This is a genomic window from Rhizobium sp. TRM96647, from assembly GCF_025780115.1.
In the GTDB taxonomy this organism is placed as follows: domain Bacteria; phylum Pseudomonadota; class Alphaproteobacteria; order Rhizobiales; family Rhizobiaceae; genus Mycoplana.
On sequence record NZ_JAOXHF010000012.1, the window covers coordinates 160760 to 180269 of the forward strand.

The 19510-nt window shown below is 65.7% G+C and carries 21 protein-coding genes; 16 read left to right on the forward strand and 5 right to left on the reverse strand.

Annotated features, from left to right (window positions below; translation table 11 throughout):
• Window positions 1-58 precede the first annotated feature (58 nt).
• The 3 genes from iolE (at window position 59) to OCK02_RS20290 (ending at window position 2061) form a co-directional block, all read left to right on the forward strand.
• Entirely contained in the window at window positions 59-976 is a 918-nt protein-coding gene (gene iolE, locus OCK02_RS20280; protein ID WP_263814595.1) for a myo-inosose-2 dehydratase, read from the forward strand.
• 49 nt (window positions 977-1025) lie between these two features.
• On the forward strand, window positions 1026-1820 hold the full coding sequence (iolB, locus tag OCK02_RS20285) for a 5-deoxy-glucuronate isomerase (RefSeq protein ID WP_263814596.1): 795 nt from the start codon (window positions 1026-1028) through the stop codon (window positions 1818-1820).
• Window positions 1821-1905: 85 nt separating this feature from the next.
• Window positions 1906-2061, forward strand: coding sequence for a YodC family protein (locus OCK02_RS20290; protein ID WP_263814597.1), 156 nt, complete (start codon window positions 1906-1908; stop codon window positions 2059-2061).
• Between the two features lie 3 nt (window positions 2062-2064).
• On the opposite strand, the gene OCK02_RS20295 is transcribed toward OCK02_RS20290, so the two are convergent.
• Entirely contained in the window at window positions 2065-3093 is a 1029-nt protein-coding gene (locus OCK02_RS20295) for an alpha/beta hydrolase family esterase (RefSeq protein WP_263814598.1), read from the reverse strand.
• A 261-nt stretch (window positions 3094-3354) separates the two neighbouring features.
• On the opposite strand from OCK02_RS20295, the gene OCK02_RS20300 reads away from it, so the two are divergent.
• The 4 genes from OCK02_RS20300 (at window position 3355) to OCK02_RS20315 (ending at window position 6932) form a co-directional block, all read left to right on the forward strand.
• Window positions 3355-4575, forward strand: coding sequence for an acyl-CoA dehydrogenase (locus OCK02_RS20300; protein ID WP_230803315.1), 1221 nt, complete (start codon window positions 3355-3357; stop codon window positions 4573-4575).
• A 116-nt stretch (window positions 4576-4691) separates the two neighbouring features.
• Window positions 4692-5027, forward strand: a complete 336-nt coding sequence (locus tag OCK02_RS20305; protein ID WP_263814599.1) for a hypothetical protein — start codon at window positions 4692-4694, stop codon at window positions 5025-5027.
• 151 nt (window positions 5028-5178) lie between these two features.
• Window positions 5179-5607: a PilZ domain-containing protein gene (locus OCK02_RS20310; RefSeq protein ID WP_230803313.1), complete on the forward strand. Its 429-nt coding sequence runs from the start codon at window positions 5179-5181 to the stop codon at window positions 5605-5607.
• A 212-nt stretch (window positions 5608-5819) separates the two neighbouring features.
• The gene (locus tag OCK02_RS20315) at window positions 5820-6932 is read left to right on the forward strand and encodes a pyridoxal phosphate-dependent aminotransferase (RefSeq protein WP_263814600.1); all 1113 of its coding nucleotides are present in this window, start codon (window positions 5820-5822) and stop codon (window positions 6930-6932) included.
• A gap of 141 nt (window positions 6933-7073) precedes the next feature.
• Here the strand turns inward: OCK02_RS20315 and OCK02_RS20320 are convergent, their stop codons facing one another.
• On the reverse strand, window positions 7074-7343 hold the full coding sequence (locus OCK02_RS20320; protein ID WP_230803310.1) for an SEL1-like repeat protein: 270 nt from the start codon (window positions 7341-7343) through the stop codon (window positions 7074-7076).
• 520 nt (window positions 7344-7863) lie between these two features.
• Here OCK02_RS20320 and OCK02_RS20325 point away from each other — a divergent pair.
• Window positions 7864-8205, forward strand: a complete 342-nt coding sequence (locus OCK02_RS20325) for a DUF2147 domain-containing protein (protein ID WP_263814636.1) — start codon at window positions 7864-7866, stop codon at window positions 8203-8205.
• 139 nt (window positions 8206-8344) lie between these two features.
• Here the strand turns inward: OCK02_RS20325 and OCK02_RS20330 are convergent, their stop codons facing one another.
• Window positions 8345-9046, reverse strand: a complete 702-nt coding sequence (locus tag OCK02_RS20330; RefSeq protein ID WP_263814601.1) for a glutathione S-transferase N-terminal domain-containing protein — start codon at window positions 9044-9046, stop codon at window positions 8345-8347.
• Window positions 9047-9294: 248 nt separating this feature from the next.
• Here OCK02_RS20330 and OCK02_RS20335 point away from each other — a divergent pair, with 248 nt between their 5' ends.
• The 4 genes from OCK02_RS20335 to OCK02_RS20350 all read left to right on the forward strand — a co-directional run bounded on the left by OCK02_RS20335 (window position 9295) and on the right by OCK02_RS20350 (window position 11694).
• Window positions 9295-9462: a hypothetical protein gene (locus tag OCK02_RS20335; protein ID WP_230803304.1), complete on the forward strand. Its 168-nt coding sequence runs from the start codon at window positions 9295-9297 to the stop codon at window positions 9460-9462.
• 28 nt (window positions 9463-9490) lie between these two features.
• The gene (locus OCK02_RS20340; protein WP_230803302.1) at window positions 9491-9667 is read left to right on the forward strand and encodes a hypothetical protein; all 177 of its coding nucleotides are present in this window, start codon (window positions 9491-9493) and stop codon (window positions 9665-9667) included.
• A 109-nt stretch (window positions 9668-9776) separates the two neighbouring features.
• Window positions 9777-10097 (forward strand): YnfA family protein, encoded by a 321-nt coding sequence (locus OCK02_RS20345; protein WP_230803300.1) that lies wholly within the window; start codon window positions 9777-9779, stop codon window positions 10095-10097.
• A gap of 109 nt (window positions 10098-10206) precedes the next feature.
• Window positions 10207-11694, forward strand: coding sequence for an AMP nucleosidase (locus OCK02_RS20350; RefSeq protein WP_230803298.1), 1488 nt, complete (start codon window positions 10207-10209; stop codon window positions 11692-11694).
• 246 nt (window positions 11695-11940) lie between these two features.
• On the opposite strand, the gene OCK02_RS20355 is transcribed toward OCK02_RS20350, so the two are convergent.
• Complete coding sequence (locus tag OCK02_RS20355; RefSeq protein WP_318530146.1) at window positions 11941-12858, reverse strand: lysylphosphatidylglycerol synthase transmembrane domain-containing protein; 918 nt, start codon at window positions 12856-12858, stop codon at window positions 11941-11943.
• A 153-nt stretch (window positions 12859-13011) separates the two neighbouring features.
• On the opposite strand from OCK02_RS20355, the gene OCK02_RS20360 reads away from it, so the two are divergent.
• Window positions 13012-14019, forward strand: a complete 1008-nt coding sequence (locus tag OCK02_RS20360) for a glycosyltransferase family 2 protein (RefSeq protein ID WP_263814603.1) — start codon at window positions 13012-13014, stop codon at window positions 14017-14019.
• Between the two features lies 1 nt (window position 14020).
• Window positions 14021-15523, forward strand: coding sequence for an ArnT family glycosyltransferase (locus OCK02_RS20365; RefSeq protein WP_263814604.1), 1503 nt, complete (start codon window positions 14021-14023; stop codon window positions 15521-15523).
• A gap of 234 nt (window positions 15524-15757) precedes the next feature.
• Here the strand turns inward: OCK02_RS20365 and OCK02_RS20370 are convergent, their stop codons facing one another.
• Window positions 15758-17128, reverse strand: a complete 1371-nt coding sequence (locus OCK02_RS20370; RefSeq protein ID WP_263814605.1) for an aspartate aminotransferase family protein — start codon at window positions 17126-17128, stop codon at window positions 15758-15760.
• Between the two features lie 225 nt (window positions 17129-17353).
• Here OCK02_RS20370 and OCK02_RS20375 point away from each other — a divergent pair, with 225 nt between their 5' ends.
• Window positions 17354-18712 (forward strand): glutamine synthetase family protein, encoded by a 1359-nt coding sequence (locus tag OCK02_RS20375; protein ID WP_263814606.1) that lies wholly within the window; start codon window positions 17354-17356, stop codon window positions 18710-18712.
• A gap of 69 nt (window positions 18713-18781) precedes the next feature.
• Window positions 18782-19486: an endonuclease/exonuclease/phosphatase family protein gene (locus OCK02_RS20380; protein ID WP_263814607.1), complete on the forward strand. Its 705-nt coding sequence runs from the start codon at window positions 18782-18784 to the stop codon at window positions 19484-19486.
• Window positions 19487-19510: the final 24 nt, after the last annotated feature.

The window sequence follows — 19510 nt, forward strand, 5'->3', positions numbered from 1 at the left end:
TGAGTTCACCTGTTCGGACAGGCCGTTGCCTGGATTTCCGATCCCATGGAGACTATCGATGAAAGCCAAACTCGGCATGTCGCCCATCGCCTGGTGGAACGACGACCTTCCGGACCTCAGCGACGACGTGTCCCTCGAAGAGTGCCTCAGGCAGTCGCGCGGCGCGGGCTTTACCGGCATGGAAAAGGGCCGGCGCTTCCCGGAGGACCCGGCGGTGATGCTGCCGATCCTGCGCGCCGCCGACGTCACGCTCTGCGGCGGCTGGTTCTCTGGCACGCTGGTCGATGAGGAGCTTTCCGCCAACAAGGATCGCATCGCCCCGATGATCGCGTTGTTCAAGGCGGTCGATGCGCCCTGCATCGTCTACGGCGAAGTGGGCCGTTCGATCCAGGGCGATCGCACAAAGCCGCTTTCGACCAAGCCGCGCCTCGCCGACGACGAGATGAAGGCCTATGCGCGCCGCGTCACGGAATTTGGCGAATGGTGCGCCGAGCAGGGCATGCCGCTCTCCTATCACCACCACATGGCCGCCGTCGTCGAAACCGAGCCGGAGCTCGACGCCTTCATGCGCGCATCGGGCGAAGGCATTCCGCTGCTGCTCGATGCCGGCCATCTGGCCTTTGCGGGCGGCGACGTGCTGCGCGCCATCGACAACCATCACGCCCGCATCAACCACGTCCACGTCAAGGATATCCGCAAGGCCGTGGTGGACGGGCTCGATCGCAGCCGGCAATCCTTCCTCGACGCGGTGGCGCTCGGGGCGTTTACCGTGCCCGGAGACGGTTCGCTCGATTTCGGCGCGATCGTCCAGCGGCTGGCGGACCATGGCTATGAGGGGTGGTTCGTCGTCGAGGCCGAACAGGACCCGCGCAAGGCCCCGCCGCAGAAAATGGCCGAGATCGGCCATGCGGAACTGATGCGCGTCATGACTGCCGCGGGCTATACCGTGGAAACGCAAGGCTTTCCGAAAGGATAGCGCGCTGCTGCCCGCCTGAACGCGAATGCCGGATGAAAGGAACAAGCCCATGCCGAAACTGCTCGTCAAGCCGAACGGAACCCATGGCCGGGTGACGCATGTGACGCCGGAGACAGCGGGCTGGACCTATGTGGGCTTCGACCTGCACCGGATGAAGCCCGGCGAGATCGTGGCGGCAGAGACCGGCAGCCGTGAGATCTGCCTGGTGTTCGTCACCGGCAAGGGAACGGCAACGGCGGGCGGGGAGAGCTTCGGCGTGCTCGGCGAGCGGATGAGCGTGTTCGAAGGCCAGCCGCATGCGCTCTACGTGCCGGCCGGTTCCAACTGGTCGGTGACGGCAGAGACGGAGCTGGAGCTTGCGGTCTGTTCGGCGCCGGGCGGCGGAGGCCACAAGGCACGCGCGATCCCGCCCGGTACGCACCCGCAGATCGTCCGCGGCAAGGGCAGCAATGTCCGCCACGTCACCAACATCATGCCGGAGGACGACGGTGCCGCGCATTCGCTGCTGGTGGTCGAGGTGATCACGCCGGAAGGCCACACCTCCTCCTATCCGCCGCACAAGCACGACCGCGACGACCTGCCGAACGAGAGCCTGCTGGAAGAGACCTATTACCACCGCCTCAACCCGCCGCAGGGCTTCGCCTTCCAGCGCGTCTACACGGACGACCGCTCGCTCGACGAGGCGATGGCGGTGGAGGACGGCGACGTGACGCTGGTGCCGAAAGGCTACCACCCCTGCGCCACCTGCCACGGCTACGACCTCTATTATCTCAACGTGATGGCCGGGCCGAAGCGGGTGTGGAAATTCCACAATGCCGCGGAGCACGAATGGCTGCTCAAGTAGCGGTTGCAGCCGGTTGGTTGCAGACGGCGCAGGCCCTCGCTAACCCTGAAGCCGCATAAACCGGAGCGGCAACAGGGAGCGAGACATGCAGTTTTCCGCGGGAGACGTCGTCAGGCTCAAATCGGGCGGACCCCTGATGACGATTCGCTGGGTCGAGGATGGGCAAGCCTATTGCGAATGGTTCGACGGCAAGGAAAATCGCGGAGCCAGTTTCACGGTGTCTCAACTCGAGAAGGAATGACGGTCAGTTCGGCCGTCGCCGCAACAGCCCCCACTCCCGCGCGAGTTCCAGTGTCGAGGAAAAGCCGGCGTCCAGCATGAACGGCTCGGAGTGGGCGGCATAGCCGCCGCCCTTGCCGCGGGTGACGGGGGTGCCGTGGCCGAGGCCGGCGATGCGGTGGAAGGTGACCAGGCTGCGGCCGTCGGCGTCGCGCCAGCGGCGGCTGCGGCGCCCCCTGGCGCGGGTCTCGGAAAAATTGACCGGATCGAGGCCGTGGACGTCCAGCCACTGGGCGACGAGCGCCTCGGCATTGGAGATCGAGACCGTCCGGTCGGCCGTGCCGTGCCAGATCGAGACCGGCGGCAAATGTCCCTGCGCGGGTGCTGCGGCGCGCACCAGTTCACCCCATTCGCGGGCGTCGCGCGCCGGCACCTGCTCCATGGCCGAAATTGCCCGGCGGGCGTCGCGCGCCGCGCCGAACGGGAGGCCGGCGATGATCGCGCCGGCAGCGAAGAGCTCGGGATAGCTGGCCAGCATCGCCGCCGTCATCGCCCCGCCGGCCGAAAGCCCGGTGATGTAGATGCGGGCGGGATCGGCGAACGTGCGGGTTCGGATATGCTCGATCATCTGGCGGATGGAGGCCAGTTCGCCGCGGTCGCGCGTGACCTCGCTCGGACGGAACCAGTTGAAGCAGCGGCGCGGGTTGTTCGCCTGCCTTTGCTCGGGATAGAGCACCGCAAAGCCGTGCTCGCGCGCCAGCGCCGCCCAGCCGGCCGCCCGGTCGTAGCTGTCGGCCGTCTGGCGACAGCCGTGCAGGACGACGACGAGGGCGGCACCGGCCGGCAACCCGGCCGGCACGTATTCCAGCATCCGCAGATTGCCCGGATTGGAACCGAAACCGATCACCTCGGCGAGGTCCGGCCCCGCATTGCGGCGGCGGCGGGCGGGCGTGGCCTTCTGGTGGAAATCGGGGATGAAGGGCCGGAACAGTTCGCCGAGGCGTTCCGGATCGAAGAAGAAATTCTCCATCGATCGCTTGAAGCGGTCACGCACGTTCGCGTCTCCTTGACAATTGGCAGGTCGACAATTGGCAGGAGCCTCGTGCCACCGGCAGTGGACATATTGATGACGACGGCGTGAAATCTCGGATCGGGGTCGGCCTGTCGTTTCATTCGTGGGGCGCATGAAGCCATGCGGAAAGAGGTAAAGCGTGCGGGCCCGTGATTTGTTCCCGCCCTTCCGGCCGGCGCCATCCTGATGTAGCACTTGTCCGAGAAACGTCCGAAGACTGCGACGGCGAGAGGAAACCCTGCGATGAGTGCACACAAAGCGACCCCGGAACAGGCTCGCGCCAAGATGGCCGCCTTCGACTGGGAGGATCCCTTCCTGCTCGAGGACCAGCTGACCGACGAGGAGCGGATGATCCGCGACGCGGCGCGCGCCTATTGCCGCGACAAGCTCGCCCCGCGGGTGACGGAGGCCAACCGCCACGAGATCTTCCACCGCGAGATCATGACCGAGATGGGGGCGCTCGGCCTGCTCGGCCCGACCATCCCCGAAGAGTATGGCGGCGTCGGCGCCAATTACGTCTCCTACGGGCTCGTCGCCCGCGAGGTCGAGCGGATCGATTCCGGCTATCGCTCGGCGATGTCGGTGCAGTCCTCGCTCGTCATGCACCCGATCTTCGCCTACGGCACCGAGGCGCAGCGCAAGACCTTTCTGCCGAAACTCGCCTCCGGCGACTGGGTCGGCTGCTTCGGCCTGACCGAGCCTGACCACGGCTCTGACCCCTCCTCCATGATCACGCGGGCAAAAAAGGTCGACGGCGGCTATCTCGTCTCCGGCGCCAAGAACTGGATCACCAATTCGCCGATCGCCGACATCGCCATCGTCTGGGCCAAGTCGGAGGCGCATGACGGCAAGATCAAGGGCTTCATCCTCGAGCGCGGCATGAAGGGCTTCGAGACGCCAAAGATCGAGGGCAAGTTCTCGCTGCGCGCCTCGATCACCGGCATGATCATGATGCAGGACGTGTTCGTTCCGGAAGAAAACCTGCTTCCCGAGGTCGCCGGGCTTGCCGGCCCCTTCGGCTGCCTCAACCGCGCCCGCTACGGCATCGCCTGGGGTGCGATGGGGGCGGCCGAGTTCTGCTGGCACGCCGCCCGGCAGTATACGATGGACCGCAAGCAGTTCGGCAAGCCGCTGGCGCAGATGCAGCTCATCCAGAAGAAGCTCGCCGACATGCAGACGGAGATCGCGCTCGGCCTGCAGGGCGCGCTGCGCCTCGGGCGGCTTTTCGACGAGCACCGCGCCTCGGCCGAGCTGATCTCGCTGATGAAGCGCAACAATTGCGGCAAGGCGCTCGACATCGCCCGCGTCTCCCGCGACATGCACGGCGGCAACGGCGTTTCCGACGAATACGGCGTGATCCGCCACGTCATGAACCTCGAGGCGGTCAACACCTACGAGGGGACGCACGACGTGCATGCGCTGATCCTCGGCCGGGCGCAGACGGGCCTGCAGGCCTTCCAGTAACCCGCCCCTCCCCGATATCGCCAGGACGGCGGCCCGCGAAAAGCGGGGCGCCGTCTTTGCATTTCGTCAACCGCGCCCCGGCTAGAGTCTGTCAGGTCATCGGTCGGGAGGACGCCATGTCCCTTCAGGGCGCACAGGAGCATGTCAGGCATCAGAACCAGAAGCGCAGCTTCGTCCAGCATCGCATCGACAGGCCGAGCCATGTCATCCCCGTCGGCCATCACCTGAGTGCCACGACCGAATACGACTGCATCGTCCGCACGATCTCGTCGGCCGGCGCCATCATCGACCTCAGCGGCAGGATCGAGCTTCCGGACAGCTTCTTCCTGCGCATCGGCGGCATGCAGGATGAGATCGGCTGCACCCAGGTCCGGAAGGTGGGCGACGAAAGGGTCGTCCGCTTCAACATGTTCCTCGATGCCGACTATCTCAGGCTGGTGATGTCGCGCTGATTCGGCCTTGCCCGAAGCTGCCCAACCGTTACGCCCGGACCCCAATGAAATGGTGTGTAAATTTTGAGGAATTGCCTTCAGCCAATTCCAACACATAGTTGCAACACTATCGTGGCGGGCATGACGTCCTGCTTCTTTCTGGAGAGTTGCAATGGTGGAGCTGGTTGACAAGCGGCAGAGCGGCGGCCTGTACGAGCGCAAGTGGGAACGGTTCAGGATCAACCGCCAGGGCATGCTGCTCTCGGTGGGCTTCGATCTCGCGCTCCCCAAGGTCAGGAGCTGTCAGATCCTCGATATCTCGCAGGGCGGCGCCAGCTTCTCGGTCACCACCACGATCGGTCTCGGCCCGCACTATTATCTCACCGTGGTCGGCCTGATGGCCCGCGTCGGCTGCGCGGAGGTCTACCGCAACGACCACCGCATCGGCGTGCAGTTCATCAAGGAGATCGACGAGGAACTGCTGCACGAGATCGTCCGCGCCGACTACTTCACCGGTGGCGTGGCCACCAAGAAGAAGGAAGCGCCCACCACCTACATGCGCGGCGTCGATCGCCCGCGCTTCGCCTTCGAGCGCAACTGACCGGCAGCGGGGACCGCGCGCGGCGTTTCCCCGGCCATAAGCGCCCGCCGCATGTTCGGGCGCGAAATGTAACGCCTTGAATTCCGCGCACTATCCCGCCGAATTCCAATTCCCGTTTTCCATAATCTGCAGTAGGGTGCCCGCCGCATGTGCCGGGCGGCCGAGCGTCGCCTGCGCACCCTCCCGCGCCGCTCGATCGAAGGTTTGCAGTCATGTCCGGCTTTTCCCGCTTCACGCCCCTCGCCAATGCGCTACCGTCCACCGTTCCCTTCGTCGGACCGGAAGCGATCGAGCGCCAGCGCGGACGGAAAGTGCGCGCGCGGATCGGCGCCAACGAAAGCGGCTTCGGTCCCGCTCCCTCGGTCCTCAAGGCGATCCGCGAGCGCGCCGGCGAGACCTGGATGTACAGCGATCCGGAGAGTTTCGAGCTGCGCGAGGCGCTTGCGCTTCATCACGGCGTCTCGCGCGAGAACATCGCCATCGGCTGCGGCATCGACGGGCTGCTCGGCGAGATCGTGCGGCTGGTGGTGGAGCCGGGCACGCCGGTGGTCACCTCGCTCGGCGGCTATCCGACCTTCAACTACCATGTGAACGGCTATGGCGGGCGGCTGGTCACCACGCCCTATGCAGGCGACCGCGAGGACCTGGACGGGCTGCTTTCGGCGGCGAAGCGCGAGGACGCCCCGCTCGTCTACCTCGCCAATCCGGACAACCCGATGGGAAGCTGGTGGGATGCCGACAGCATCACGGCGTTTGCGCGGGCCCTGCCCGACAGCAGCCTGCTCATTCTCGACGAGGCCTATTGCGAGACGGCGCCGGCCGGCTCCACGCCACCAATCGACGCGCTGATCGGCCAGCCCAACGTGCTCAGGATGCGTACCTTTTCCAAGGCCTACGGGCTGGCCGGCGCCCGCGTCGGCTATGCGATCGGCACGCTCGGCAATGCGCAGGCCTTCGACAAGATCCGCAACCATTTCGGCATGGCGCGCATCTCCACGGTCGCAGCCCTGGCAGCGCTGGAGGATCAGGCGTATCTGGCCGACGTGGTGGGGCGCATTGCCGCTGCGCGCGAACGGATCGCGGCGATCGCGAAGCAGAACGGGCTTTCACCCCTGCCCTCGGCCACCAACTTCGTGGCGATCGATTGCGGAGGCGACGGCGTGCGTGCACGCGCGATCGTCGACGGGCTGATGGAGCACGGCGTGTTCATCCGCATGCCCGGCGTCGCACCGCTGAACCGCTGCATCCGCGTCAGCGTCGGGCCCGATGCGGATCTCGACCTGTTCGAGGCAGTGTTGCCGAAGGTGCTGAAAGCGGCAAAATAGGCAGTAGGCAGTAGGCAGTAGGCAGTAGGCAGTAGGCAGTAGGCAGTAGGCAGTAGGGTCGCGGACAGCATCATCTTCCGCAAGCTTTGTTGTTCTTGATCAACCCTACTGCCTACTGCCGATTGGCTATTGCCTTCTTCCTCAATGCACCGTCATCCATTCGCGGGCGGCCCGCAGCGCCAGGGCAAGATCGGTCTTGCTCATCGTGGCTGCGAGGTCGGCGCGCAGTTCGGCGGCCCGGTCGCAACCCTTGATGGCTGCGATGTTGAGCCACTTGTGGGCTGCGACGAGGTCGACGGCACAGCCGCGACCGGTCGCATACATCAACCCCATCTCGCGCAGCGCATCGGTGCGGGTCTCGCCGCCGGTCATGGCGGCATTTTCCGAGTCGTGGATTTCGAAGCGTGCCATTTTCTTGTCCCTGTCCTTGTTTCTTCTTCTCGTATCGCCCTGTTTTATCTGCCTTTCGAAGCCCTTCCGTCTTTGCGGTCGTTGATCCTCGAAGGTTTGTCCGGCCGGTTTTCTTCCGTGCTCGTCTTATGGCTCCACTATGCCAGCGGGCCTTCAAGGGACGCTTAAAATGCATGCTTAATTTGCGACAAACAAAGTTCAAACGCTTGGTAAACTTGGGTTTTCGTTAAGCATCGGACCGGCTGGAATGCAGCGGATTTGCTTCAAAATTTACGAAAAATTCAACCGGCGATTTAAACTGATCGCTAACCACGCAAACGGGTCGGCCTGTTCATCGTCCGGAAAATGCCGGCGCGACCTGACCCGAGGCGCACCCGGGAGCATCCCGAAAAACCGGCGGATAGCGCTCCCTAGGCAATTTACCTTTACGTTCGCGTCAGATAGCTTTCGCGGCATCGGGCCGGAGGCGCGCGACAGTCGCGCCGTTCGACGCAGGCGGCCCGAAACCGGGAGGACGATGATGACACGCAGGTTTGTTGCGGCCATGGCGCTGTGCCTTGGCGTTTGCGGCGGCGCATTCGCGGCCGAGCCGATAGAGGGAAACTGGAAGACCGCAAGCGGCGAGACCGCGGCCATCGAAAGATGCGGCGGCAGCTTCTGCATCACGCTCAGGTCGGGCAAGTTCGCCGGAAAGCGGATCGGCCAACTCGAAGGAAACGGCAGCACCTACAGCGGGTCGATCACCGATCCCGTCGAAGACAAGACCTATAGCGGATCCGGCGCGGTCAACGGCAACTCGTTGACGATGAAGGGCTGCATGCTCAAGGTCTTCTGCAAGTCGCAGACCTGGTCGCGGATCTGAGCGGCACGTGATTCCGGGGCTGGTCCGCCCCCCCACTCCGTCACCCGGCCTTCAGCATTCCGTCACCGGCATGCCCGGCGGTGGCGACCGCCGGGCTACGCTCGTCCATTGCGGCTGCCGCGCAACGCCCATCGCCGCCTCAGCGTGCCCGCTGGTTGAACAGGACCTTCTGGGCCTCCTTGTCGTCGGCGAGGCTTGCCTGGCGGGCGCGCTCTTCCTGGCCGACCTCGATGCCGCGCTGGACGGCGGGGCGGGCGAGCACGGCCTCGAACCAGCGCTTGAGGTTGGGGAAATCCTCGAGCGTCTGGCCCTGGTTCTCGTAGGGGCGCACCCAGCCGATGCTGGCCATGTCGGCGATCGAATAGTCGCCGGCGAGATAGTCGTGATCCGCCAGCCGCCGGTCCATGACGCCGTAGAGGCGGTTGACCTCGTTGGTGTAGCGGTCGATGCCGTAGGCGATCTTTTCCGGCGCGTACTGGCGGAAATGGTGCGCCTGGCCGGCCATCGGGCCGAGCCCGCCCATCTGCCAGAACAGCCATTCCTCGACCTGCACGCGGGCGCGCTCGTCCTTCGGGTAGAAGCGGCCGTATTTGCGGCCGAGATATTGCAGGATGGCGCCGGATTCGAAGACCGAGATCGGCGCGCCGCCGGGGCCGTCCGGGTCGATGATCGCCGGCATGCGATTGTTCGGCGCGATCTTGAGGAAATCCGGCGCGAACTGCTCGCCCTTGCCGATGTTGATGTATTTCACCTCGTAGGGAACGCCGAGTTCCTCCAGCATGATGGTGATCTTGTAGCCATTCGGCGTCGGCCAGAAAAACAGTTCGATCGGCTTGGTCATCCGGTTCTCCCTTGAGGCACCGTCGCGGAAGGCTCCGGCGGCGTCCTGCACGCGTTCATCTTGCTCCTGTGCCCGGGCGCAGAAGGCGTGCTGCGCGGCAAGGGCCTGACTGACTTAGAAGCCGCGCACGGCCTCTTCAAGGTGCCGGCGGCACCTTTCCTGAACGCCAGATGAACCGACCTCTCAGGACACATTCAGTCGCACCATGCGAAAAGGCCATCATCACATGACACCCAAGGGGAACGACGATGGAAATTCTGGCCCGCCGACTGACGATCATCTCGCTGCTCATGACCATATTCGCGGTCTCCGTGGCCGCCGCCGTGGAAACCGACGCCCGCCGCCACGAGCAGATGCAGCGCTACGGCACGGCCAGCGCCTGCACCGTTCCCGCGCTCTGCCCCGCAGCACTCTAGCTTTCAACCGCCAAAAGGGATGCGTCCCATGCCGCTCGCGCTCGTCTCCGGTCTCGCCGTCAGCCTTCGCATCCTCCTCCTTGCCACCCTGATGGTCGCGCCGCTGGCGGCCGTCTCCCTTGCCAACGGCACCAGCCTCGGCATCGGCAAGCAGGGCGCCGGCCTCGTCCTCTTCGTCACCCTGCAGCGCCAGGCGATGATCTGACGGGCTCCCGCTCCATCGGGTTGCGGAAATTTCCCGCCTGCACGCGAAAGCGATTTCCGCTTTCCGCCGGCTTCCGCTAAGGATCAGGCTCCAGTTCCACGGAGCCGCCATGCAGTCCTTCCTCGTCTATGCCGCCGCCGCCCTTGCCGAAATCGCCGGATGCTTCTCCTTCTGGGCCTGGCTGCGGCTGGAGAAATCGGCGCTGTGGCTGATCCCGGGCATGGCGGCGCTGGCCGCCTTCGCCTGGCTCCTGACGCTGATCGACACCAGCGCGGCAGGCCGGGCCTATGCGGCCTATGGCGGCGTCTACATCGCAGCCTCGCTGCTGTGGCTGTGGCTTGCGGAAGGCGTCTCCCCCGACCGTTTCGACCTTGCCGGCGCCGGCATCGCGCTGGCCGGCACGCTGGTGATCCTCGCCGCGCCGCGCTGAGGGCCGACAATCCCGCCGAAAACATGCCGATTGCCGTGCGCGGGCGTTACTTTCGTCGCGTTTGCGTGCAGAATTGGCAGGACTTCAACGATTCACGAGCAAGAGCAACTTGTCGCCCACCGCCCTTCCCTTCTCCACGCCCGAGCCCTTCGAGCCCCGCACCTTCGACGACGCGGTCGCCGCAGTCGATTGCCTCGAGGCGCTCTATGCGCGCAACACGCAGTTTCTCACCGACGCCTTCACGGGGCTTGCGAAGATCGGCGCGCCGGACTGCCGCTACCGGGCCTGCTATCCGCAGGTGAGCGTGCAGACCACGAGCTTCGGCCATGTCGATTCGCGCCTGTCCTACGGCTATGTCGCCTCGCCCGGCATCTATTCCACCACCGTCACCCGGCCGAAGCTGTTCCGCCACTACCTGAAGGAACAGCTCGGCCACCTGATGCGCAACCACGGCGTCGTCGTCACCGTCTCCGAATCGGCGACGCCGATCCCGCTGCATTTCGCCTTCGGCGAAGGCGCCTATGTCGAGGCGGAGGTTGCCGAGAACATCACCGTGCCGCTGCGCGACCTGTTCGACGCGCCGGACCTGACCAACACCGACGACGAGATCGCCAACGGCTCCTACGAGCCCGGCCCCGGCGAGCCCTCGCCGCTGGCGGCGTTCACCGCCCAGCGCGTCGATTATTCGCTGGCCCGGCTCAGCCACTACACGGCGACGAGCGCCAACCATTTCCAGAACTTCGTGCTCTTCACCAACTACCAGTTCTACGTCGACGAGTTCTGCGCCTGGGCGCGGCTGCAGATGGCCGAGGGCGGCAACGGCTATACCGCCTTCGTTGAGCCCGGAAACGTCGTCACCCAGGCCGGCAACGACAAGCCGGACACCGACCTGACGCTCGCAAGGCTGCCGCAGATGCCGGCCTACCACATCAAGCGCAAGGGCCATGGCGGCATCACGCTGGTCAATATCGGCGTCGGCCCTTCCAACGCCAAGACGATCACCGACCATATCGCCGTGCTGCGCCCGCATGCCTGGCTGATGCTCGGCCATTGCGCCGGCCTGCGCAACAGCCAGACGCTCGGCGACTACGTGCTCGCCCACGCCTATGTGCGCGAGGACCACGTGCTCGACGACGACCTGCCGGTGTGGGTGCCGATCCCGGCACTTGCCGAGGTGCAGGTGGCGCTGGAAAGTGCGGTCGCCGAGGTGACGGGGCTCGAGGGCTACGACCTGAAGCGGATCATGCGCACCGGCACCGTCGCCACGATCGATAACCGCAACTGGGAACTGCGCGACCAGCGCGGCCCGGTGAAGCGGCTGTCGCAGTCGCGCGCGATCGCGCTCGACATGGAATCGGCCACCATCGCCGCCAACGGCTTCCGCTTCCGCGTGCCCTACGGCACGCTGCTCTGCGTCTCCGACAAGCCGCTGCACGGCGAACTGAAACTGCCGGGCATGGCGACGGCCTTCTACCGCACCCAGGTCAACCAGCACCTGAGGATCGGCATCCGGGCGCTGGAGAAGCTCGCCGGCATGCCGACGGAAAAGCTGCATTCGCGCAAGCTCAGGAGCTTTTTCGAGACGGCGTTCCAGTAGTCCCGAAATCGGGAAGTTCCACGGTACACGACGAATTCGGAAATACCCCCCTCTGCCCTGCCGGGCATCTCCCCCTCAAAGGGGGGAGATCAGCAAGGCGCGCCGGTGCCATTCCGATAGCAAGACTTGTCTTGGGCGAGACGGTGCCGCGGTTCGGTCCCCCCTTGAGGGGGAGATGCCCGGCAGGGCAGAGGGGGGGTAAGTGCAGCCGCCGCGTGGATTGCCAAGGTCCGAAAAGCTGTGCCGTCAGTCGGCTCTCGCCGGGGTCCACGACAGCACCACCGACAGCGCCGTGCCGAGGCAGGCGCTGGCGACGATCATCAGGTGGGCGTTGATCGCGGCTTCGGCCATCCGTGACAGGGCCGCCCGGCCGCCCTCGGCGCCGAAGGCGATGGCGCCGGCGGTGATGCCGGCGGGATAGGTGCCGACACCGCCCGGCGCGTGCACCGGAAGAACCGAGGACAATTCGCCGCCGAGCGCGCCGCCGAAGGTGGCGGCGTATGGGGAGACGCCGAGCAGGCCCAGCACCCAGGCGAGCACCAGCACCTTGACGCCCCAGTTCAGGACGGTGAACGCCCAGGCGCGGACGAAGCCGCGCCTGTCGGCCGGGATGCCGGCCTCGACCTCGTCCAGCAGCCGCTCCAGCCTGCCCGGCAGATGGCCTCTCAGCAGCCGGAAGATCGGGCCCTTGGCGGCGAAGAAGGCGAGCGGCGAGAGGAGGAACAGCGCCCACAGCAGCCAGGCGAGCGCATGGTTGCCGGCGTTGAGCACGAGCCCGATGCCGGCGGCGGCGCAGAGCGCGTGCAGATCGAGCAACCGCATGACCAAAAGCGCCGCCGTCGCCCGCGGCAGGGGAACGGCGAACTGCGAGCGCATCAGGATCGGGAAACTCGTCTCCCCGGCCCGGAACGGCAGCATGATGTTGAGGAGGTTGTGAACCTGGGTCAGCCGGAAGAGCTTGAGGAAATGCCCCCCCGTCTCGGCCGGGAAGTAGTCGTAGATCCGCTGGGTGCGCACGAGATAGGTCGCCGTCAACAGAGAGAGGGCGGCAAGCGTCGTCCATGCGCCGACCTTCTGCCACTGCGACAGGAGCCGGCTCCAGCCCCACTGCCACTCGACGAAGGCGAGATAGGCGGCAAGGCAGGCGAGCGTCAGCAGCGTCATGGCATGGCGGCGCGCCAGACGGGATAGCCCGGATGGTCGGCTGGAATTCGGCGCGGAACTCATATAAGTGCTGGGTTTCCCTCGTCAGGTTGCGGGCGCGTGTTATCACGATCCGCATGATGAAAGAACTCCGCCGGAGTGGAGAAAGAAGCGTTGCAGGAAAATCCAGACACCATCGCCGCGGTCGAGCTCCAGCCGGCCGGCATCGAGATTTCGCTCGTCGTTCCCGTGTTCAACGAGGAAGAGAGCGTCGGGCCGCTGATCGCGCGCATCCGCGAGGCGATGGCGGGCTACGAACATTCGTGGGAACTGATCCTCGTCGACGACGGCAGCACCGACACCACGCTCCTGAAGGCGCGCGAGGCGCTCGCCCTGCCCGACCTGAACATGGCGATCGTCGAGCTCCAGCGCAATTTCGGCCAGACGGCAGCCATGCAGGCCGGCATCGACGCCGCCCGCGGGCGGCTGATCGCCACGCTGGACGGCGACCTGCAGAACGATCCGGCCGATATCCGCGCCATGGCCAGGGCGCTCGAAGACCGGCAGCTCGACCTGCTCGTCGGCTGGCGCAAGAACCGCAAGGACGGCCTTTTCCTGCGCAAGATCCCCTCCTGGTGCGCCAATGCGCTGATCGGCCGGATCACCGGCGTGCGCCTGCACGACTACGGCTGCAGCCTGAAGATCTATCGCGCCTCGATCATCAAACAGGTCAAGCTGATGGGCGAGATGCACCGCTTCATCCCCGCCTGGGTCGCCGGCGTCGTGCCGAGCTCGCGCATCGGCGAGATGGTCGTCACCCACCACCCGCGCACGCTCGGCACCTCGAAATACGGCATTTCGCGCACCTTCCGGGTGATCCTGGACCTTCTCTCCGTCCTGTTCTTCATGCGCTACAAGGCGCGGCCGGGGCATTTCTTCGGCTCGATCGGGCTTGTGGCGGGCGCGCTCAGCGCTCTCATCCTCACCTATCTGTTCGTCGACAAGTTCGCCTTCGGCAACGACATCGGCACCCGGCCGCTGCTGCTCGTCGGCGTCATGCTGTTTCTGTCGTCGATCCAGCTGATCACCACCGGCATCCTGTCGGAGATGATCGCCCGGACCTATTTCCGCGACGACGACACGCCGAACTACATCGTGCGGCAGACCTTCCGCGGTCCGTGAGATGACCCGCTTCCTGCGCGCCTCGCCGAACGCCGTCTTTATCCTGCTGGCGGCCTATTTCGCCGTCAATTTCCTGGTGCGGATGGCCTTGCCGGATTCGCTGGAGCGCGACGAGGCGCAGCAGGTCCTGCTGTCGCAATGGCTCGCCGCCGGCTACGACACCCAGCCGCCCTTCTACAACTGGCTGCAATATGCGCTGATCCAGATCACCGGCCCCAGCGTCTTCGCGATCAGCCTGTTGAAAAACCTGATGCTGTTTGCCGCCTATCTCGCCTACGGGCTCGCGGCGCGCACGGTCCTGAAGGACCGCGACCTTGCGATCATCGCCACCCTGTCGCTGCTGACGATCCCGCAGATCGCCTTCGAGGCGCAGCGCGACCTCACCCACACCGTCGCCGTCGTCTTCGCCGCAGCGCTCTTCCTCTTTGGCTTCCTGCGCACGCTCGCGGCCCCGACCGCGCTCTCCTATCTCGTCGCCGGCGTCGCCATCGGCATCGGCATGATCGCCAAGTACAATTTCGCCTTGCTTCCGGCCGCGGGCCTTCTCGCCATCCTGTTCGACCGGGAATGGCGGCAGCGGCTGTTCGACTGGCGGCTGCTCCTGACGGCCGGGGCCTCCCTCGTCATCGTCGCACCGCATGCGCTGTGGCTCTTCGATCATCTGGCACTCGCCTCCGGCGGCACGATGGACAAGCTGTCGGACGGCGACACCGGGATTTCCTCGCAGATTCTCGAGGGCCTGCTGTCGCTCGTCACGGCGGTCCTCGGCTTCTCGGCGGTGACCGTCGTGGTGTTCGCGATCGTCTTCCGGGGCGGCCTGTGGACGGCGCTGAAGGCCGGAAACCGCTGGACGGGGCTGATCGAGGCGATGATGGCCTTCTTCCTGCTGGCGCTGCTGCTGCTGATCCTCTTTGCCGGCGCCGCGCACATCAAGGACCGCTGGCTGACGCCGCTGCTTCTGGTGCTGCCGCTCTATCTCTGCCTGAAGATCGAGGCCGCCGGTCGTGCCGATCCGCTACAGCTGAAGCGCTTTGTCCCGATCGCGGCGGCAGTGATGATCGCGGTTCCGGCGATCCTGTTCGGCCGCGTCGCCGCCGCCGGGCTCACCGGCGACTACCAGAAACTGAATGTGCCGTATGACGCCTTTGCCCGACAGGTCGCTCAGGAAGGCGTGGCACCGGCCGTCATCTTCACCGACGACACGCAGCTCGCCGGCAACCTGCGCCTGCACTTCCCCGGCACGCCCGTCTTTTCCGAGAACTATGCCGATTTCGCGCCTGACATCACCTGGAGCGCGCAGGCGCCTGTCATGGTCGTCTGGCGCAACGAGGACGGCTCACCGGCCGAGGTGTCGGAGGAGCTTCTCACTGACGCCATACGCTTCGGCAAGGGCCCGCCGGCAGCCGCGCCGGACCTGCACCGGGTGGAACTGCCCTATCACTACGGCCGCGACGGCGACCGCTACAGCTTCAGTTATGCGTGGGTGTACCCGGCGGGGGAATAGGCCCCGGAACGGTCCGCGACCGCGTGTATACGCCCGACGGTACGCCGGTCGGGCGGCCGCTTCGCCCCCACTCCGTCATCCCGGCCCCCGCGCCGGGATCCAGCAGCGCCGCGTCCGCGGCGCGAGAAATGCTTTATCGCGCAAGGACTTGCGCGGCTGGATGCCGGCTCGGGGCCGGCATGACGGCGGAGTATGGGCATTCTCAGCCAAGAGGCAAAACGCTCCGAATACCCCCTACTCCCGCACCACCTTCCACGCATGGTCCAGCCCCTTGCGGGTGATCGCGATCATGTCGTCGATCTCGGCGCGGGTGATCACCAGCGGCGGGGAATAGAGCATGCGGTCGCCGGTGGCGCGGAGCACGAGGCCGTTTGCGAGGCAGTGGTTGCGGACCTCGACGCCGGCCCTCTCCTTGTCTTCGAATCGCCTGCGGTCCGCCTTTTCCTCGGCGAGCTGGACGGCCGCCATCAGGCCGACGCATTGGGTCTCGCCGACCATCGGATGGTCCTCCAGCGACTTCAGGCCGGCTGCGAGATAGGGGCCGACGTCGTCGCGGACGCGCTCGACCAGCTTCTCGTCCTCGATGATGCGCAGGTTTTCCAGTGCTGCCGCGGCGCAGACCGGGTGACCGGAATAGGTGAAGCCGTGGTTGAAGTCGCCGACCTCGTTCACCAGAACCTCGCCGACGCGGTCGGAGACCATGACGCCGCCGATCGGCAGGTAGCCGGACGACAGGCCCTTGGCAATCGGCGCGAGATCCGGCTCGACGCCGAAATGCTGGTGACCGAACCAGTGGCCGGTGCGGCCGAAGCCGCAGATGACCTCGTCGACGACGAGCAGGATGTTTCTCGCCTTGCAGATGCGGGTGATCTCCGGCCAGTAGGTCTGCGGCGGCACGATGACGCCACCGGCCCCCTGGATCGGCTCGGCGACGAAGGCTGCGACATTGTCCTCGCCGAGCTCGTCGATCTTTTCTTCCAGCTCGCGCGCGACCTTCAGGCCGAAGTCCGACGGCGAAAGATCGCCGCCCTCGCCGTACCAGTAGGGCTGGCCGATATGGGCGATGCCCTCGATCGGCAGCGCGCCCTGCTCGTGCATGTATTTCATGCCGCCGAGCGAGGCGCCGACCACGGTGGAGCCGTGATAGCCGTTGCGCCTTGCGATCACCATCTTCTTTTCCGGCCTGCCGAGGGTCGCCCAGTAGACGCGGGCCATGCGGAACCAGGTGTCGTTGGCCTCGGAACCGGAGCCGGTGAAGAAGACGCGGTTGATGTTCGGGCCGGCATGGGAGGTGATCTTCTGCGCCAGAAGCACGGTCGGCGGCGTCGTGGTGCCGAAGAAGGCGTTGTAGTAGGGCAGCTCGTTCATCTGCCGCGCCACCGCCTCGGCGATCTCCTTGCGGCCATAGCCGATATTGACGCACCACAGACCCGCAAAGCCGTCCAGGTACTTCTTGCCGTGGTTGTCGAAGATATAGCAGCCCTCGCCGCGCTCGATGATGCGGGTGCCGGCGGCGTTCAGCTTCTTCATGTCCGAGAAGGGATGGATGTGGTGGGCGGCATCGAGCGCACCGAGATTGGAGGCTGCGACAGACAGGTTCGACATGGAAGATTTCCTCGGTCTTCAGGCGGATGCCCACGGGGATGTTGCTGTGATGTTGCGGGGTTTCGCCGGCTTCTCCTCCAAGCCCGCGAAAGCGCCCGCGCTCATTGAACGGCGGGTCAGAATAGGCTAGAAAAATGCCCATGTAACAGGCATTTGGCAAGAGAGCGGCGCAAGAATCGCCTCGCCGGATGCCCTGCACGAACCTGCCCGAGGCGAATACAGATCATGACCAACGACATCCCGGCGCGCACCGCCGTGCCCGCCAATGCCCCGCCCCGCATCGAAATCCTGCTGGTCGGCATGAACGGCGACCTGCGCGGCAAGCAGATCCCGCTGGAAGCGGAGAAGAAGGTCTGGGACGGCACCGTCCGCCTGCCCTCCTCCACCCAGTCGCTCGACATCTGGGGCGACGACAACGACGACATCACCGGGCTGTCGCTTTCGGTCGGCGATCCCGACGGCGAATGCGTTCCCGACCGCCGCTCGCTCGCCGCCATGCCCTGGGCGCCGGCCGGCTCGAAGCAGGTGCTCGCCACGATGCACGAGCTCGACGGCACGCCGAGCTTCATGTGCCCGCGCGCGATCCTCGCCAATCTCCTCAAGCGCTTCGACGAGCGCGGGCTGACGCCGGTGGTGGCGACCGAGCTGGAATTCTACGTGGTGCAGGACGACTGGCGCCTAACCGGCCGGCCGCGGCCGCCGGAGCGGCTGATGTACCGCGACCAGCCGAACGGCTTCCAGCTCTACGACATGAGCGCCGTCGACGCGCTGGACGACTACCTGCAGACCGTGCGCGCCTATGCCCGCGAGATGGAGCTGCCGGCGGATGCGACGACCGCCGAATTCGGCCACGGCCAGTTCGAGATCAACCTGCTGCACCGGCCGGATGCGCTCGCGGCCGCCGACGACTGCATCTACCTGAAGCGCGTCGCCGAACAGGCCGCGCGCCGGCACGGGCTCAAATCCACCTGCATGGCCAAGCCCTATGCCGACCAGGCGGGATCGGGCCTGCACGTGCATGCGAGCATCATCGACCGTGACGGCCGCAACGTGCTCGATGCGAAGGGCGGCGATCCGGTGCGGCTGAAGTCGGTCACGGCAGGCATGCTGAAGACGATGCGCGAGGCGCAGCTGATCTTCGCCCCCTTCGCCAATTCCTACCGGCGCTTCCAACCGGGTTCGTTCGCGCCCGTTGACATCGACTGGGGCTTCGGCCACCGGGGCACGGCGATCCGCATTCCCGACAAGGACGGCCCGGCCGCCCGCATCGAGCACCGCGTCGCCGGCGCCGACGTCAACCCCTACCTGCTTCTGACCGCCATCCTCGGTGGCATCCTGCTCGGTCTCGACCACGAGCGCGATCCGGGGCCGGCGACTGAACCGGGCCAGGACCCGGTCGGCGTGCCGCGGCTGACGCACGACTTTCTCACCGCCGTGGACGAGTTCTCCGCCTCGCCCTTCATCGCCGACGTCTTCGGCGAGCGCTACCGCAAGCTCTACGGCGACATCAAGCGCAAAGAGGCGATCACCTACCTGCGCACCGTCTCGGATTTCGACTACCAGACCTACCTGCCGCGGATCTGAGTCTTTGGCGCACGTAAAATCCTTCTCCACCATCACCGCTGCTTGCATCCAGCGAGGCTTCATTCATCGATGATTGTCTCCTGCTGGAATGCGCAATGGCACCCGTCCTCTACCCGCAAGGGCGCAAGGATCATCGAACGACTGCTGCGTGATGATCCGGAGATCGTGTGTTGCCCCGAGGCATTCGACGATTTCCTTCCCGAAGGATGGCACGGCCTGTTCAGCGAGCCGGATTACGGTTATCCGATAATGCCCGGGCGGCATAAGGTCACGCTCTGGAGCAGAACGGGCTGGTCGGACGTGGATTGCGTCGGGTCAAGCCGATTGCCTGGCGGACGCTTCGTCGCTGGCACGACGGCAACGAGCACTGGCGTCGTTCGCGTTATTGGCGTCTGCATACCCTGGAAGGACGCACACGTCCGCACCGGAAATCGCAATCGACAACCTTGGGAAGATCACGCTTCATATCTGAACGGGCTGCGCTCGGTTGTGGCTGCGGTGCCCGACATACCGACCCTCATCATCGGCGATTTCAATCAACGCCTGCCCCGGCGCCGGAGCCCGGTCGAGCTCTATTCCCAGCTTACGGCAACCTTAGAACAGTTTGACATCTGGACGACGGGAGCCGTACCGGGGTTGGAGCACCCGCCGGTCTGCCACATTGGAGGCAGCAAACATTTTTCTCTGGCGCGAATGTACGGATATCCGAAGGTATTCGACGGGCTGACAATCAGCGACCATGACGGCCTCGCAGTAGACATCGAAGCTGCATAACCGCGGATCTGAGGCGGCCGGTCG